This is a genomic window from Pseudomonas sp., from assembly GCF_033723075.1.
Classification (GTDB): Bacteria; Pseudomonadota; Gammaproteobacteria; order Pseudomonadales; family Pseudomonadaceae; genus Aquipseudomonas.
In genome coordinates, this window is record NZ_JAWVXU010000008.1 from 99,804 (window position 1) to 115,658 (window position 15,855).

The following is a 15,855-nucleotide window of genomic DNA, read 5'->3' on the forward strand; positions in this document are numbered from 1 at the left end:
AGAGCGCGCGTCTATTGCGAGTGGGTCAGGCGTTTTGTTCGATTTCATCACTACCGCCACATGCTGGAAATGGAACAAATAGGGTCAGATAAGACTTTTTGCTCAACCGCGGCGGTTGGGCTGTGCTGAGTCCGCTGGATCGTTGAGCAGCACAGGGGACACCCACGATTTGCGCTGCAAATCTCCACGGAGATACCCGTGTTGCCTATTACCCGGACGGTCGAGTCCGACGGCCTGCTAGCAGTGACTCAGGCAGGCTACCGCCGCCCCTGCGCATAACGGGGCTGGCGACTACATGACAAAAAAGGGAGTAACGACGGTCCTTGCCGGATAGGCGGGGGCTGACATTCCCTTGGTTTGACCGAGCATAGTCCAGCGTGCCGCTCGAACCAAGCCAAGGCGCCTGCGGCCTGGCAGCGCACGCCTGGCGTTTAACCGACATTTCAACCCTGTCGTGCCACCAGCGGGCGGGGCATGCGGTCGCTGGTTCGCCAAGCGCGGCGGCGAACGGAAAATGCCCTGTTGGCCGGGTGGTTGGTCCGGCGCCGGCCGTTTCGGGTTAGACTTGCGACCTTTTCGCCCAGCCAAGAAGCCCGCCCATGGCCCTGCCGTCCACCACCTACAAGATCGATCTGAACCTCACCGACATCGACCGCAGCGTCTATCAAAGCCTGCGCTTCACCGTGGCCAAGCACCCATCGGAAACCGAAGAGCGCCTGGCCGCGCGGTTGATCGCCTATGCGCTGTTCTATGACGAGCAGTTGGCGTTCGGTCGCGGCCTGTCGGACGTGGACGAGCCGGCGCTGTGGGAGAAGAGCCTGGACGACCGCGTGCTGCACTGGATCGAAGTCGGCCAGCCGGACAGCGACCGCATCACCTGGTGCTCGCGGCGCACCGAGAAGTTCAGCCTGGTGGCCTACGGCAACCTGCGCGTCTGGCAGACCAAGGTGCTCGCTCCGGTGCGCAGCCTGAAGAACATCAATGTGGTGGCGTTGGATCAGGAAGCGCTGGCCAGCCTGGCGCTGGATATGCCGCGGGCGCTGAGCTGGAGCGTGATGATCAGCGACGGCGAGCTGTTTGTCACCGATGAGCGCGGTCAGCATGAAGTGCCGATCGAGTGGCTGATCGGCGAACGATAAGACCTCTTGTGTCGGAGCCAGGGCGCACGCCTGCTTCTGGCTGGCGTTCCTGCCGAGACCCTCGCCGGATCGCCCGCAAGCTGGCTCCTGCCCACACAATCCTCTGACATGAGCTAAAGATGCGCATCGAAGCCCGCCCGCTACCCGCCATCCTGCCCGATCTGGGTAATCTGCCACCGTTGTTGACCCGTCTGTATGCCGCCCGCGGCGTGCAGTCGCAGGTCGAGCTGGACAAGGGCCTGGCGCGTCTGCTGCCCTATCAGCAGCTCAAGGGCATCGAGGCGGCGGTCGAACTGTTGGTGCTGGCCCTGGAGCAGGGCCAGCGCATGCTGATCGTCGGCGACTTCGACGCCGATGGCGCCACCGCCAGCACGGTTGGCATGCTCGGTCTGCGCATGCTCGGCGCGGCCCATGTCGACTACCTGGTGCCGAACCGTTTCGAGTATGGCTACGGCCTGACCCCGGAAATTGTCGCGGTGGCGCTGCAGCGCCAGCCGCAGTTGCTGATCACCGTGGACAACGGCATCTCCAGCGTCGAGGGCGTGGCGGCGGCCAAGGCGGCGGGGCTGATGGTGCTGGTCACCGATCACCACTTGCCGGGGGCCGAGCTGCCGGCGGCGGATGCCATCGTCAATCCCAACCAGCAGGGCTGCGAGTTCCCGAGCAAGGCGCTGGCCGGGGTCGGGGTGATTTTCTATGTGCTGCTGGCGCTGCGCGCGCGCTTGCGCGAGCTGAACTGGTTCAGTCCGCAGCGGCCGGAGCCGAATCTGGCCGAGCTGCTCGACCTGGTGGCGCTGGGCAGCGTCGCCGACGTGGTGCCGCTGGACGCCAACAACCGCATCCTGGTCCATCAGGGCCTGGCGCGGATTCGTGCCGGGCGCGCGCGGCCGGGCCTGCGCGCGATTCTCGAGGTGGCCGGGCGGCAGCCGGAGCGCATCACCTCCACCGACCTGGGCTTTATCCTCGGCCCGCGCCTGAATGCGGCCGGGCGTCTGGACGACATGAGCCTGGGGATCGAATGCCTGCTCTGCGAAGACGAGGCCCTGGCCCGCGACATGGCGGTGGCGCTGGATCAGCTCAACCAGGACCGCAAGGCCATCGAGCAGGGTATGCAGCGTGAGGCCCTGGCCCAGCTCAAGGATCTGCCGCTGGAGGACATGCCGTTCGGTCTGTGCCTGTTCGAGGCGGATTGGCACCAGGGCGTGATCGGCATTCTCGCCTCGCGCATGAAGGAGCGTTACCACCGGCCGACCATCGCCTTCGCCGATGCCGGCGATGGCGTGCTCAAGGGCTCGGCGCGCTCGGTGCCGGGCTTTCATATCCGTGATGCCCTGGATGCCGTCGCGGCCAGGCATCCGCAGCTGATCAGCAAGTTCGGCGGGCACGCCATGGCGGCGGGGCTGTCCCTGCCCGAAGCCAACTTCGGCGCCTTTGCCGCCGCCTTCGATGCCGAGGTGCGGCGCCAGCTGTGCGAAGACGACCTGACCGGGCGCTTGCTCTCCGACGGCGCCCTGTCGGTCGAAGAGTTTCATTTGCCCCTGGCCAAGGAGCTGCGCAATGCCGGGCCCTGGGGCCAGCATTTCCCCGAGCCGTTGTTCCATGGCGTGTTCCAGGTGGTGCAGCAGCGCCTGGTCGGCGACAAGCACCTCAAAATGGTGCTTAAGACCGAATGCGGCGGCCAGACCCTGGACGGCATCGCCTTCAATATCGACCGCGAAATCTGGCCCAATCCCACCGTGCGCTGGGTCGAGCTGGCCTACAAGCTGGACGTCAACGAGTACCGCGGCCGGGAAAGCGTGCAACTGATGGTGGCGCACCTGGCGCCGCGCTGAGCTGTCGCTCGCTAATTGACGGTGCACTGCCTGCAGGTAGGGCGGTCCGGGCGGCGTTCCGATCGGAGCGAAGCGACAACCCGCCAGCTTTTGTACCGCGCCGCTGAACCCTGGTGCACTGCCTGCGGCGAGTGACAGCCTGCAGGTCGCGGATTGCTCGAGGTAGTGGGCGGAGCGGTGTCAGCCCTGGTTGGCCTGCAGACGTCGCTCATCGGCGAGGACGCGTTCGTTGACATCGCTCCAGCGCGAGAGCATTTGCGGCGGTTGCGCGGATTTCTGCTGCGGCGCCTTGGCCAGGAAGATCCCGTGGTTGTTGAAGGCATACACCGGCAGCAGGTCGCGGCGTTCCGCGGCCGGCTTGATCCGCGGCTCAAGGTTGTCGAGGATCAGTGGCTGTTCCGTCTGGCTCGGGTAGTAGGCCAGGACCATGTGCGCCTGATTGATCGACAGGGCCTTGACGTAGGTCAGGCGCAACTTCTCGCTGGGCACGCCCATCTCCACCAGAGTGAAGTACTTGCCGATGGCAAAGTCTTCGCAGTCGCCGCGGCCGCGCGCCAGGGTCTGCGCCGGTGTCGCCCAGTATTCGTCCGCGCCCCATATTTCGCGATCGCTGCCATAGCTCACCGAGCGATTGATGAAGTCGTTGACCGTTTGCAGTTTGCTGCGCTCGCCCAGGGCGCCGCCCTGCTCGATCAGGCTGCGCCAACTGCTCAGCCGTGCTTGCTCGATGGCTTGGTCGAGGGCGGAAGCGGCGGGCAGGGAGGCCCCAAGGCAGGGGGTGGCGGCCATGGCCAGCAGGATTGCCAGGCTAATGGGCAGTGTGCGGGCGAGGCTGAGAGGAAATCGGGGCATGGTCGGGGGCTGACTGCGCTGGACTGTTGAGCCATCCATAGCCTTGGCCGAGTTTTACCCGGTTTTGCCGTCATCCTACCGACGTCAATTAGTGAGCGCATAGAGGCGGTATGTGATGGGAAACACTATTTGAGGGTTTCCCCCGATTAACCGACGAACTGCACGGGGGAGTGACTGTGGCGGGAGGTCGTTGCGCAGGAGGGCGCCGCCGGTTCGGACCGGCGGCGCGCTGGCCTTACCAGCCCAGCTGCTTGTTGAAGCCGAGGGCGTCGTAGTAGTCGCCCTGATAGGCGATCTTGCCGTCCTTGATGCGGATGAAGCTGACGCCCTCGAAGCTCAGTGGCTTGTCGGTGGCCGGGGTGTCTGGACCCCAGGCACCACTGTTGGTGCCGCTGAACCGCCACTGGAAGGCGATGCCATCGGCGCCGACGATCGGCTCGCTGGTCATTTCCCACTTCAGGTCCGGCACCGCGTCGATAAACACCTTGATCACATTGTCGCGTGCCGCCGCCTTGCCGTTCTGCGGGGTGCCGACGGTGGCATCGAAGTACACCGCGTCCTCGGCCAGGAAGGTCGCGGCCTGCTCGGCGTCGTGGGCATTCCAGGCGGCCATGTAGCCGTCGACGATGGCCCTGGCGTCGTCTGCGGCCTGAACCAGGCCGGCAAGGGTAGCAAGGGCGATAAAAGCGATGCTGCGCAGTGCATTTTTCATTGTTATTGCTCCAGCTGGGGGGATTCGTAGGGTGCGCGGGGCCGCCTAGGCCGTGCGTACCAGCGAGTTCTCGCAAGCCTGTGGTGCGCGCAGCGCACCCTACGGGGTTCGTGGGTAGATGCCAGCCTACGCAGGCGTCTTCAGTGCTTGAACATCACGTGGCGCACGGCGGTGTAGTCCTCCAGCCCATACATCGACAGGTCCTTGCCGTAGCCGGACAGCTTCATCCCGCCATGGGGCATTTCGTTGACCAGCATGAAGTGGGTGTTGACCCAGGTGCAGCCGTACTGCAGGCGCGCGGCGAGGCGGTGGGCGCGGCCGACGTCGCTGGTCCACACCGAGGAGGCCAGGCCGTAATCGGAGTCGTTGGCCCAGGCCAGCGCCTGGGCTTCGTCGTCGAACGGGGTGACCGAAACCACCGGACCGAACACTTCGCGGCGGACGATCTCGTCGCTTTGCCGGGCGCCAGCCAGCACCGTGGGCAGGAAGAAGAAACCGTCACCGGCGGGTGCCTTGCCGCCGGTAACCACTTCGATATGCGCCTGGGCGCTGGCCCGCTCGACGAAACCGGCCACGCGCTGGCGGTGCTCGGCGGTGATCAGCGGGCCCAGTTCGGTGCTGGCGTCGCCCTGGATGCCGTGCCTGATCGAGCCGACGGCGGCGCCCAACTCGGCGACAAATTTCTCGTAGATGCCTTTCTGCGCATAGATGCGGCAGGCGGCGGTGCAGTCCTGGCCGGCGTTGTAGAAGCCGAAGGTGCGGATGCCTTCCACCGCCGCGGCGATGTCGGCGTCGTCGAAGATCAGCACCGGCGCCTTGCCGCCCAGCTCCATGTGCAGGCGCTTCACCGAGGCGGCGCTGCTGGCGATGATATTCGAACCGGTGGCGACCGAGCCGGTCAGCGACACCATGCGCACCTTGGGGTGGCTCACCAGCGGGCTGCCGACGCTGGCGCCGCGGCCGAAGACGATGTTGACCACGCCGGCGGGGAAGATATCGGCGAGGAATTCGGCCAGCTTAAGGGCCGTCAGCGGGGTCTGCTCGGACGGCTTGAGCACCACGGTATTGCCGGCGGCCAGGGCTGGGGCGAGCTTCCAGGCGGCCATCATGAGCGGGTAGTTCCAGGGCGCGATCGAGGCGACCACGCCGATCGGGTCGCGGCGGATCATCGAGGTGTGGCCGGCCAGGTACTCGCCGGCAGCGCTGCCGCGCAGGCAACGGCTGGCGCCGGCGAAGAAGCGGAACACATCGGCGATGGCCGGGATCTCGTCGTTGAGTGCGGCGGCGTAGGGTTTGCCGCAGTTGTCCGACTCCAGTTTGGCCAGCTCCTCGGCATGGGCTTCGATCCTGTCGGCCAGGCGCAGCAAACACAGCGCACGGTCTTTCGGCGCGGTCTGCGACCAGCCGTCGAAGGCGGCGTCGGCGGCACGCACGGCGGCATCGACCTGCTCGGCGCTGGCCTCGTTGATATGCAGCAGCGGCGCGCCGAGGGCCGGATTGAGCACCGCCAGGCTGGCACCTTCCCCGGCGACCAGTCGGCCATTGATCAGCAGTTTGCTTTGCATTGCGAAATCCTCTGGTTGGGGGCTTCTACGAATTAATGCGGACGGGCTTACTTGCCACCGCTGCCGGCGACGCCTTCACCGCCCCTGGTCAGGTAGTAGGCGCCGAGGATCGGCAGCATGGTCACCAGCATCACCGACATTGCCACCACGTTGGTCACCGGCACGTCGCGCGGGCGACTCAACTGGTTGAGCAGCCACAGCGGCAGGGTGCGTTCGTGACCGGCGGTGAAGGTGGTGACAATGATCTCGTCGAACGACAGGGCGAACGCCAGCATGCCGCCGGCCAGCAGGGCCGAGCCGAGGTTGGGCAGGATGATGTAGCGGAAGGTCTGCCAGCCGTCGGCGCCGAGGTCCATCGAGGCCTCGATCAGGTTGTAGGAGGTGCGGCGGAAGCGGGCGATCACGTTGTTGTAGACGATCACCACGCAGAAGGTGGCGTGGCCGACGACTATGGTGAAGATCCCCGGCTCGATATCCAGGGTCTTGAACGCGGCAAGCAGGGCCAGGCCGGTGACGATGCCGGGCAGGGCAATCGGCAGGATCAGCATCAGCGAAATGCCTTCCTTGCCGAAAAAGTCGCGGCGGTACAGCGCGGCGGCGGCCAGGGTGCCGAGGAACAGGGCGATCAGGGTGGCCAGGCAGGCGATCTGTAGCGACAGCTTGATCGACTCGAGCACGTCGGCCCGGGCGAAGGCCACGCTGAACCAGTGCAGGGTGAAGCCCTGGGGCGGGAAGCTGAAGGCTGCCTCCTCGGTGTTGAAGGCGTAGATGAAGATGATCAGGATCGGGAAATGAAGGAACAGCAGTCCCGCCCAGGCCGCCAGTTTCAGGCCCCAAGACGCTTTGTCAGAGTGCATTGAAGGCCCCCAGGCGTTTGACGATGGACAGATAGATGGCGATCAGCACGATCGGCACCAGGGTGAAGGCGGCGGCCATTGGCATGTTGCCGACTGCGCCTTGCTGCACATAAACCATGCTGCCGATAAAGAAACCGGGCGGGCCGATCAGCTGCGGCACGATGAAATCGCCCAGGGTCAGGCTGAAGGTGAAGATCGAGCCGGCCGCGATGCCCGGAATCGACAGCGGCAGGATCACCTGGACGAAGGTCTGCCAGGGGCGCGCGCCAAGGTCGGCAGAGGCCTGCAACAATGAGGGCGGCAGGCGCTCCAGGGCGGCCTGGATCGGCAGGATCATGAACGGCAGCCAGATGTAGACGAACACCAGGAAGCGCCCCAGGTGCGAGGTCGACAGGGTGCTGCCACCGACTCCGGGAATGCTCAGGATGAAGTGCAGCGCCGGCGCCAGACCGAGCTGGTCGATGAACCACTGGGCCACCCCGCCTTTGGCCAGCAGCAGGGTCCAGGCGTAGGTCTTGACGATGTAGCTGGCCCACATCGGCATCATCACCGCGATATAGAAGAACGCCTTGGTCTTGCCCGTGGTGTGACGCGCCATGTAGTAGGCGATGGGAAAGGCCAGCAGGGCGCTGGCCAGCGATACGGCGATGGCCATGCTCAGGGTGCGCAGGATGATGTCGTAGTTGGCCGGCAGGAACAGCGCCGCCAGGTTGTCCAGCGTCAACTGCGGGGTCACCGTCATGCTGTAGTCGTCGAAGGTGTACAGGCCTTGCCAGAGCAGGGTCAGCAGCGAGCCGAAATAGATCGCACCGAACCACAGCAGCGGGGGGATCAGCAGCAGCGACAGGTACAGGTTCGGCTTGCGGTACAGCAGGTTGGACAGGCGGTGCAGCGGGCCATTGGCTGGCCGTGGTGTGCGGGCTTTCAGCGACGCCTCCATCTCAGCGACCCTCGCCGGGGATCGCATCCTGCAGCGCAATCATGGCCGCCCGCGCCCAGCGCGCGGTGACTGGCTGGCCGGTCTGGTAAACCGGCGCGCCGGCCTGCCACTGGTCGTTGGCCTGGCTGATGCTGAGGTTCTGGCCGTTTTCCAGCTGGATTTCATAGCGGGTGGCGGCGCCCTGGTACTGGATGTCGTGCAGCAGGCCGCAGACTTCCACTTCGCCGCTGCCGGCTGCCTGGTCGTCGGCGAAGCGGATGTGTTCGGGGCGGATCGAGAAGGGCAGGGCCTGGCCGGTGAGACGTTTGGCCAGCTCGCCGCGCACAACGTTGGAGGTGCCGACGAACTCGGCGACGAACGCGGTTGCCGGTTTCATATAGAGATTGCGCGGGCTGTCGACCTGCTCGATGCGGCCTTTGTTGAACACCGCCACACGGTCGGACATCGACAGTGCCTCGGTCTGGTCGTGGGTGACGAAAATGAAGGTGATGCCGAGCTGACGTTGCAGTTTCTTCAGTTCGCCCTGCATCTGTTCGCGCAGCTTGAGGTCGAGCGCACCGAGTGGTTCATCCAGCAGCAGCACCCGCGGTCGGTTGACCAGGGCGCGGGCCAGGGCCACGCGCTGGCGCTGGCCGCCGGACAGTTGCGCCGGTTTGCGGGCGCCGTAGCCGCCCAGGGCGACCAGGGCCAGGGTCTCTTCGGCACGGGCATAGCGCTCGCTCTTGCCCACACCCTTGACCTTGAGACCATAGGCGACGTTGTCCAGCACGTTCATGTGGGGAAACAGCGCATAGTCCTGGAACACCGTGTTGACGTCGCGCTGATAGGGCGCCAGGCCGACGGCCTCCTGGCCATGAATGCGGATGCTGCCGGCGCTGGGCTGCTCGAAGCCGGCGATCAGGCGCAGGCAGGTGGTTTTGCCCGAGCCCGAGGGGCCGAGCATGGAAAAGAACTCGCCATCCTGGATGTCGATGGACACCCGGTCGACGGCCTTGACCTCGCCGAACACGCGCGACACACCGGTAAATTGCACTGCAAGGGTCATGTCAAAAAACTCCAGGAGAAAAAACCATCCATCCCGTCCTGGCTGCCAGGTTTTGCCGACACGGGCTGCCGGGGCAGGGGCTGGGTAACGATGGAACCAATGTCTGGCCTCGTAGGGTGGATGGCGCTCTATCCATCCACCAGCGGTGCTGGGTGGTGGACGAGAAAAGCGTCGTCCACCCTACGAATACCGCGCAGCCAGCGCGATGCCACAATCAGCGGCCGCCCATGATCGCGATGTAGTCCTGGGTCCAGCGGCTGTAGGGCACGTACTTGCCACCTTCGGCCTGCGGGGTTTTCCAGAAGGCGATCCGGTCGAAGTTGTCGAAGCCGTTGGTCTTGCAGCCCTCGGCACCCAGCAGCTCATTGCCCTGGCAGGCTGCCGGCACCGCTGGCAGGGAGCCGAACCAGGCGGCCAGATCGCCCTGTACCTTGGGCTCCAGCGACCAGTTCATCCACTTGTAGGCACAGTTCGGGTGCTTGGCCTCGGCGTGCAGCATGGTGGTGTCGGCCCAGCCGGTGGCGCCCTCTACCGGCACCACCGAGGCGATCGGCTGTTTCTCCAGTTGCAGGGCGTTGACCTGGTACGGCCAGGAGCCGGAGGCGACCACCCCTTCATTCTTGAAGTCGCTCATCTGCACCGTTGCGTCGTGCCAGTAACGGTGGACCAGCGAATGTTGCTGGCGCAGCAGTGCCAGGGTAGCGGCGTACTGCTCCTCGTTGAGCAGGTAGGGGTCGTCGATCCCCAGTTCCGGTTTGCTGGCCTTGAGATAGAGCGCCGCGTCGGCGATGTAGATCGGCCCGTCATAGGCCTGCACCCGGCCCTTGTTGCTCTTGCCGTCGGCCAGGGTCTGCTCCTCGAACACCACCTTCCAGCTGGTCGGTGGCTCTTTGAACACGCTGCTGTTGTACATCAGCACGTTCGGCCCCCACTGATAGGGGGTGCCGTAATGCTGGCCGGCAACGGTGTGCCAGGGTGCCTGCTTGAGGCGTTCGTCGACGGTCTTCCAGTTGGGGATCAGGTCGATGTTGATTGGCTGGACGCGCTTGCCGGCGACCAGGCGCAGCGAGGCATCGCCCGAGGCGGTGACCAGGTCATAGCCGCCCTTGGCCATCAGGCTGACCATCTCGTCGGAGGTGGCGGCGGTCTTGACGTTGACCATGCAGCCGGTCTGCTGCTCGAAGCCGGTGACCCAGTCGTAGCCCTTGTCGGTCTCGCCGCGCTCGATATAACCGGGCCAGGCGACGATATCCAGGCGCCCTTCGCCGTCACCAAGCGCTTTCAGCGTTTCGGCGGCCTGCAGGCTGGCGCTGGCCAGCAGTGCGCTGGCCAGCGCACTCAACAAAGCGGTTTTTTGCACGAACATTGGGTTTCCCTCTTGTTTATTGTCGGGCTCGGGGCAGTTGAACGTCGCGTTGCACAGCCGGTCAGGGCTACTTGTCGGTATGACTCACTCAATCCAGTTGCTGGCCATGGCGGGCCATGATGTGGCGCACCACGCTGTAGTCCTGCAGCGAATCGCTGGACAGGTCCTTGCCGTAGCCGGAGCGCTTGAGGCCGCCATGGGGCATCTCGCTGACCAGCATGAAGTGACTGTTGATCCAGGTGCAGCCGTACTGCAGGCGAGCGGCGACCTGCATGGCCTTGTCCAGGTTGCCGGTCCACACCGAGGAGGCCAGGCCGTATTCGGAGTCGTTGGCCCAGTCCACTGCCTGCGTCAGTTCGTCGAAGCGGGTGACGGTGACCACCGGGCCGAACACCTCGCGCTGGACGATTTCGTCGGCCTGTTTGCAGCCAGCGAGCAGGGTCGGCTGGTAATAGAAACCGGAGCCGGAGTGCACGGCGGCGCCGGTCACCCGCTCGATATGCGGTTGGCCAAGGGCGCGCTCGACGAAGCTGGCGACCCGATCGCGCTGGCGGGCGCTGATCAGCGGGCCGATCTCGTTGTCCGCGTCCGTCTTGCAGGCAAAGCGCAGGCTGCTCACGGCATCACCCAACTCCGCGACTAAACGGTCATGGATACCTGTTTGAGCATAGATGCGGCAGGCGGCAGTGCAATCCTGGCCAGCGTTGTAATAGCCATAGGTGCGCACACCTTCGACCACCGCTTGCAGGTCGGCATCGTTGCAGACAATTACCGGTGCCTTGCCGCCGAGTTCCAGGTGGGTGCGCTTGAGGGTCTTGGCTGCGGCCTGGAGGATCTTCTGCCCGGTGACGATGTCGCCGGTCAGCGACACCATGCGCACCCGTGGGTGGCTGACCAGGTGACTGCCGACGCTTTCGCCGCCGCCACAGAGGATATTCAGCACACCGCGTGGCAGCAGTTCGGCGAGCACCGGGGCGAGGGCCAGGATCGACAGCGGGGTGTGTTCGGAGGGTTTGAATACCAGGGTGTTGCCGGCGGCCAGGGCCGGGGCGATTTTCCAGGCCGCCATCATCAGCGGGTAGTTCCAGGGCGCGATGGAGGCGACCACGCCGATCGGGTCGCGGCGCACCATGCTGGTATAGCCCGGCAGGTATTCGCCGGACAGCTGGCCGGTCTGGCAGCGCACCGCGCCGGCGAAGAAGCGAAACACGTCCACCGTGGCGCTGATATCGTCCTGCCGGGCCAGATGCAGCGGCTTGCCGCAGTTCAGGGCTTCCAGGCCGGCGAACTGGTCGGCGCGCCGTTCGATGGCGTCGGCGATGCCAAGCAGGATCAGTGAGCGCTGTTGCGGGGTGGTCCGCGACCAGCTGGGGAACGCCCGGTGCGCTGCCAGGATGGCGGCTTCGACCTGTTCGCTCGAGGCTTCGGCAATCTGGGTCAGGACTTGACCGTTGGCCGGATTGAGGATCTGCTCATCTGCGCCCGCACCGGCCAGCAGTTGACCGTCGATCAACAGTTCACGGCAAAAGGACGTGGGGTTCGTTACGCCAGCCATTCGGTGTGCTCTCTGTTCTTATTTGGAGCTGCGGGCTGCTATAGGACTCACGCCCTATGCGCTCTTCTCGTTGTGCGAAGGAGAGACTAGATCCTGGGCGTGAGGCTCACAAATTCTTAATACTGAACGCTGCGTTCTATTAAATAGATGGCTTGCGGCCAGCGGGTTGCTCGCGGGCAACACTGAGGAAGGGGTCGACCAGCGCCGGTCGCGCGCTGCCGCGGCGCCAGGCCAGGCCGACGTCGAGGGTCTGGGTCAGGTCGGCCACGGCGCGGGCTTCGATGATGTCGCCCTCCAGTGACCAGGGGCGGTAGGTCATGTCCGGTTGAATGGACAGGCCCAGGCCGGCGGCGACCAGGCTGCGCACCGCCTCGGTGGAGCCGGTGCGCAGGGTGATGTGCGGCTGCAGGCCGGCGCCGGACCAGATGCGCTGGGCATTCAGGTCCATCTCGTCGACGTTCAGCTGGATCAGCGGTTCGCTGGCGATGTCCGCCAGGCTGATGCTGTCATGCTCCAGCAGCGGATGTTGCGGCGGCAGCCAGAGGCGCAGCGGCGAGTGGGTCAGCACCTCGGTCTGCAGGGCGTGGCGGTCTTCCAGGTTGGACAGGATCAGTACGCCGACGTCGATTTCGCCGCTGACCAGCAGGTGCTCGATATACGGGCGCTCGTCTTCCATCACGCGAATGTCGACGTTGGGGTAGGCGCGCTGGAAGCGGGTGATCAAATCGGCCAAGTAGTAGCCGGCCACCAGGCTGGTCACGCCTATGGTCAGGCTGCCGGCAACCTGGTCGGTGCTCTGTTGCAGGCTGCGCTTGGCGTTGTCCACCGTGGCCAGGATCAGGTGGGCCTGGCGCAGGAACTGGTGACCCTGGTGGGTCAGCGACATGCCCTTGGCGTGGCGGTTGAACAGGCTGACGCCGATCTCGTCCTCCAGTTGCTGGATGGCCAGGGTCAGGGTCGACTGGGAAATGTGCACGGCCTGGGCCGCGGCAGAGATCGAGCCGGTCTCGGCGACGGCAATGAAGTGGCGGATCTGGCGCAGGGTCATCATCGTGGGCTACCAACCGGGTGCTGGGCAGGCTTGCGGTACTGTTTGTCGAAAATACACCATGGCGTTCGTTTTTGTAGAACGCCAAATGTTGTCCTTTATGCACGCGCGGCGTGTGACTCGCAAGGTTGCGCGGCGGCAACATCTCGATGCAATCCGCCGGTGACTGCAGGAATTTTCCATTTGGTCTGGCGGTCTTATTTGCACCTTTGTTACCCAGGAGACGTGTCGATGAACACCCGCGGATTGCTCGATCAGCTACTCAAGTCCGGTCAGGATCTGCTGCAGAACAAGACTGGGCAAACAACCGGCAAGGGCTCCGCCGCCGGTGGGTTGGGTGGTTTGTTGCCCGGTGGGACTGGCGGCGGCCTGGGCGGTCTGCTCTCCGGGGCCGGTGGTGGCGCTTTGGCTGGCGGTGCCATGGCTTTGCTGCTGGGCAACAAGAGTGCCCGCAAGTTGGGCGGCAAGGCACTGACCTATGGCGGCCTGGCCGCGCTCGGGGTGATCGCCTACAAGGCCTATGGCAACTGGCAGGCGCAGCAGGCGCAAGCGCCGCAAGGCGAACCGCAAACCCTCGATCGCTTGCCGGCGCCGCAGGCCGAGGTACATAGCCAGGGTATTCTCAAGGCGCTGGTGGCCGCTGCCAAGGCGGATGGGCATGTCGATGCGCGTGAGCGCCAGCTGATCGAAGGCGAACTGGTCAAGTTGACCAATGACGCCGAGTTGCAGCGCTGGCTCGAGGCCGAGCTGAACAAACCGCTGGATCCGGCCGACGTGGCGCGCGCGGCAACCAGCCCGGAAATGGCCGCCGAGATGTATATCGCCAGCGTCCTGATGGTCGATGAGGAGCACTTCATGGAGCGCGCCTACCTGGAGGAGCTGGCCCGTCAGCTCAAGCTCGATCCGGCGCTGAAGAGCGAGCTGGAAGCCCAGGTGCGTGTGGAACTGAACGCCGGCTGAAATGCGACCCTGTAGCCCGGGTGCAGCCCGGGCTTGGTTTTCGGGTGTTTTGTAGGAGGCGCCCCCGCCGCTCCTACGTTCTGCGAGGCTGCGCATAAGAAAACATAGGGCCTACTGCTAGTCACCGCGACCATCTCAGACCAAAAGATCATCTTGCCGCGCGGCCCAAGCGGCTAGGCTGTTGTCCATTCCAACAGCAATGGCTACAGCGAGGGCACCGATGCAGCAACTCGAGGACAGTTACGACTACCTGATCGTCGGTGCCGGCCCGGCCGGCTGCCTGTTGGCCAATCGCCTGTCTGCCGACCCGGCGGTGCGGGTGTTGCTGCTGGAGGCGGGCGGGCGTGACAACTATCCGTGGATCCATATTCCGGTCGGCTACCTGTACTGCATCGGCAACCCGCGCACCGACTGGTGCTACGAAACCGTGGCCGAGTCCGGGCTGAACGGCCGTGCGCTGAAGTACCCGCGTGGCCGGGTGCTGGGCGGCAGCTCGTCGATCAACGGCATGATCTACATGCGTGGCCAGGCCCGCGACTACGATGGCTGGGCGGCGGCCGGCAATCCGGGCTGGGCCTGGGACGATGTCCTGCCGCTGTTCAGGCGCACGGAGAACCATTTCGCCGGCAGCAGCGAAGTGCACGGCGCGACGGGCGAGTGGCGGGTCGAACGCCAGCGCCTGTCCTGGCAGGTGCTGGAGGCCTTCCGTCAGGCGGCCGGGCAGAGCGGCATCGCCAGCATCGAGGATTTCAACGGTGGCGATAACGAGGGCTGCAGCTATTTCCAGGTCAATCAGCGCCGCGGCGTGCGCTGGAATGCGTCGAAGGCCTTCCTCCGCGATATTCGCCAGCGCCCCAATCTGCGCGTCTTGACCGGTGCCGAGGTGCAGCGGGTGATTCTTGCCGAGGGCCGGGCCGAGGCGCTGAGTCTGCGCTGGCAGGGACGCGAGCGGCTGGTCCGGGCGCGCCGCGAGATCATCCTGTGCGCCGGCTCGATCGGCACCCCGGCCCTGCTGCAGCGTTCGGGCATCGGCCCGCGGCCGTTATTGCAGCGCCTGGGCATCGGCGTGCAGCACGAGCTGGCCGGGGTGGGCGAGAACCTGCAGGACCACCTGCAGCTGCGCCTGATCTACCAGGTCAGCGGCGTGCCGACCCTCAACCAGATCGCCGGCAGCCTGTGGGGCAAGCTGGGCATGGGCCTGGAGTACCTGCTCAAGCGCAGCGGCCCGCTGGCCATGGCGCCGAGCCAGTTGGGCGCGTTCGCCCGTTCCAGTGCCGAGCAGCCGTCGGCCAACCTGCAATATCACGTGCAGCCGCTGTCGCTGGAGCGTTTCGGCGAGCCGCTGCATGGCTTTCCGGCCTTCACCGCCTCGGTGTGCAACCTGCGCCCGCACAGCCGCGGCAAGGTCGAGATCCGTTCGCTGGAGGCTGCGCAGGCGCCGCTGATCCAGCCCAATTACCTGAGTGACGAGCGCGACCTGAGGGTGGCGGCCGATGCCATCCGCCTGACCCGGCGCATCGTTGCCGCGCCGGCGCTGGCGGCGTTCAAACCCGAGGAATACAAGCCGGGGCCGAGTTACCAGAGTGAGGAGGATTTGCAGCGGGCGGCGGGGGAGATCGGTACCACGATTTTCCATCCGGTCGGCACCTGCAAGATGGGCCAGGGCCGCGATGCGGTGGTCGATGCGCAATTGCGCGTGCACGGCGTGCCGGGGCTGCGCATCGCCGACGCCTCGGTGATGCCGAGCATCGTCTCGGGCAACACCTGTTCGCCGGTGCTGATGATCGCCGAGAAAGCCGCGCAGCTGATTCTCAGCCCGCCAGCTTGGTCGGGCCCGGCGGTTGCCCTGGCGCCGTCGCTGGGCGAGGGCGTTGCCGGCTGAGCGCCCGCTGGTCTGCCGCCTGGCCAGTCACGGCCGCTTGCGGGCTGCCAGAGCCACCGCGATTACGGTATACTCGCCGGCTTTTCCGAAAGTTTCACCTGC

The 15,855-nt window shown here is 65.4% G+C and carries 13 protein-coding genes; 4 read left to right on the forward strand and 9 right to left on the reverse strand.

Going from position 1 to position 15,855, the window contains the following annotated elements:
- Window positions 1-599 precede the first annotated feature (599 nt).
- Together R3355_RS11625 and recJ are read left to right on the forward strand one after the other, a co-directional pair.
- Window positions 600-1,139 carry a YaeQ family protein gene (locus tag R3355_RS11625; RefSeq protein ID WP_318961321.1) on the forward strand — a complete coding sequence of 180 codons (540 nt, stop codon included), beginning with the start codon at window positions 600-602 and terminating at the stop codon, window positions 1,137-1,139.
- 119 nt (window positions 1,140-1,258) lie between these two features.
- On the forward strand, window positions 1,259-2,971 hold the full coding sequence (recJ, locus tag R3355_RS11630; protein ID WP_318961322.1) for a single-stranded-DNA-specific exonuclease RecJ: 1,713 nt from the start codon (window positions 1,259-1,261) through the stop codon (window positions 2,969-2,971).
- A 180-nt stretch (window positions 2,972-3,151) separates the two neighbouring features.
- Here recJ and R3355_RS11635 read toward each other — a convergent pair whose 3' ends face one another.
- The 9 genes from R3355_RS11635 to R3355_RS11675 all read right to left on the reverse strand — a co-directional run bounded on the left by R3355_RS11635 (window position 3,152) and on the right by R3355_RS11675 (window position 12,914).
- Window positions 3,152-3,823: a transglutaminase-like cysteine peptidase gene (locus tag R3355_RS11635; RefSeq protein WP_318961323.1), complete on the reverse strand. Its 672-nt coding sequence runs from the start codon at window positions 3,821-3,823 to the stop codon at window positions 3,152-3,154.
- A gap of 235 nt (window positions 3,824-4,058) precedes the next feature.
- Window positions 4,059-4,535 (reverse strand): ester cyclase, encoded by a 477-nt coding sequence (locus R3355_RS11640; RefSeq protein WP_318961324.1) that lies wholly within the window; start codon window positions 4,533-4,535, stop codon window positions 4,059-4,061.
- A 140-nt stretch (window positions 4,536-4,675) separates the two neighbouring features.
- Window positions 4,676-6,100: a gamma-aminobutyraldehyde dehydrogenase gene (locus R3355_RS11645; RefSeq protein WP_318961325.1), complete on the reverse strand. Its 1,425-nt coding sequence runs from the start codon at window positions 6,098-6,100 to the stop codon at window positions 4,676-4,678.
- A gap of 47 nt (window positions 6,101-6,147) precedes the next feature.
- A complete protein-coding gene (locus R3355_RS11650) occupies window positions 6,148-6,957 on the reverse strand; it encodes an ABC transporter permease (RefSeq protein ID WP_318950921.1) in 810 nt (269 codons plus the stop codon).
- Window positions 6,947-7,897 (reverse strand): ABC transporter permease, encoded by a 951-nt coding sequence (locus R3355_RS11655; RefSeq protein ID WP_318950922.1) that lies wholly within the window; start codon window positions 7,895-7,897, stop codon window positions 6,947-6,949. The genes R3355_RS11650 and R3355_RS11655 overlap by 11 nt, the downstream gene beginning before the upstream one ends.
- Before the next feature lies 1 nt (window position 7,898).
- Window positions 7,899-8,942: an ABC transporter ATP-binding protein gene (locus tag R3355_RS11660; RefSeq protein WP_318950923.1), complete on the reverse strand. Its 1,044-nt coding sequence runs from the start codon at window positions 8,940-8,942 to the stop codon at window positions 7,899-7,901.
- Window positions 8,943-9,156: 214 nt separating this feature from the next.
- Window positions 9,157-10,308, reverse strand: a complete 1,152-nt coding sequence (gene ydcS / locus R3355_RS11665; protein WP_318961326.1) for a putative ABC transporter substrate-binding protein YdcS — start codon at window positions 10,306-10,308, stop codon at window positions 9,157-9,159.
- 88 nt (window positions 10,309-10,396) lie between these two features.
- The gene (locus R3355_RS11670; protein ID WP_318961327.1) at window positions 10,397-11,863 is read right to left on the reverse strand and encodes a gamma-aminobutyraldehyde dehydrogenase; all 1,467 of its coding nucleotides are present in this window, start codon (window positions 11,861-11,863) and stop codon (window positions 10,397-10,399) included.
- 139 nt (window positions 11,864-12,002) lie between these two features.
- Entirely contained in the window at window positions 12,003-12,914 is a 912-nt protein-coding gene (locus tag R3355_RS11675; protein WP_318961328.1) for a LysR family transcriptional regulator, read from the reverse strand.
- Window positions 12,915-13,142: 228 nt separating this feature from the next.
- Between R3355_RS11675 and R3355_RS11680 the strand changes: the two genes are divergently transcribed.
- Together R3355_RS11680 and R3355_RS11685 are read left to right on the forward strand one after the other, a co-directional pair.
- Entirely contained in the window at window positions 13,143-13,871 is a 729-nt protein-coding gene (locus R3355_RS11680) for a tellurite resistance TerB family protein (protein ID WP_318961329.1), read from the forward strand.
- Between the two features lie 220 nt (window positions 13,872-14,091).
- Window positions 14,092-15,753 (forward strand): GMC family oxidoreductase, encoded by a 1,662-nt coding sequence (locus tag R3355_RS11685; RefSeq protein WP_318961331.1) that lies wholly within the window; start codon window positions 14,092-14,094, stop codon window positions 15,751-15,753.
- Window positions 15,754-15,855: the final 102 nt, after the last annotated feature.

Excerpts from the sequence above, each read along its gene's own strand:
- R3355_RS11625 (WP_318961321.1), top strand. The coding sequence starts at position 600 with ATGGCCCTGCCGTCCACCACCTACAAGATCGATCTGAACCTCACCGAC.
- recJ (WP_318961322.1), top strand. The coding sequence starts at position 1,259 with ATGCGCATCGAAGCCCGCCCGCTACCCGCCATCCTGCCCGATCTGGGT.
- R3355_RS11635 (WP_318961323.1), bottom strand. The coding sequence starts at position 3,823 with ATGCCCCGATTTCCTCTCAGCCTCGCCCGCACACTGCCCATTAGCCTG.
- R3355_RS11640 (WP_318961324.1), bottom strand. The coding sequence starts at position 4,535 with ATGAAAAATGCACTGCGCAGCATCGCTTTTATCGCCCTTGCTACCCTT.
- R3355_RS11645 (WP_318961325.1), bottom strand. The coding sequence starts at position 6,100 with ATGCAAAGCAAACTGCTGATCAATGGCCGACTGGTCGCCGGGGAAGGT.
- R3355_RS11650 (WP_318950921.1), bottom strand. The coding sequence starts at position 6,957 with ATGCACTCTGACAAAGCGTCTTGGGGCCTGAAACTGGCGGCCTGGGCG.
- R3355_RS11655 (WP_318950922.1), bottom strand. The coding sequence starts at position 7,897 with ATGGAGGCGTCGCTGAAAGCCCGCACACCACGGCCAGCCAATGGCCCG.
- R3355_RS11660 (WP_318950923.1), bottom strand. The coding sequence starts at position 8,942 with ATGACCCTTGCAGTGCAATTTACCGGTGTGTCGCGCGTGTTCGGCGAG.
- ydcS (WP_318961326.1), bottom strand. The coding sequence starts at position 10,308 with ATGTTCGTGCAAAAAACCGCTTTGTTGAGTGCGCTGGCCAGCGCACTG.
- R3355_RS11670 (WP_318961327.1), bottom strand. The coding sequence starts at position 11,863 with ATGGCTGGCGTAACGAACCCCACGTCCTTTTGCCGTGAACTGTTGATC.
- R3355_RS11675 (WP_318961328.1), bottom strand. The coding sequence starts at position 12,914 with ATGATGACCCTGCGCCAGATCCGCCACTTCATTGCCGTCGCCGAGACC.
- R3355_RS11680 (WP_318961329.1), top strand. The coding sequence starts at position 13,143 with ATGAACACCCGCGGATTGCTCGATCAGCTACTCAAGTCCGGTCAGGAT.
- R3355_RS11685 (WP_318961331.1), top strand. The coding sequence starts at position 14,092 with ATGCAGCAACTCGAGGACAGTTACGACTACCTGATCGTCGGTGCCGGC.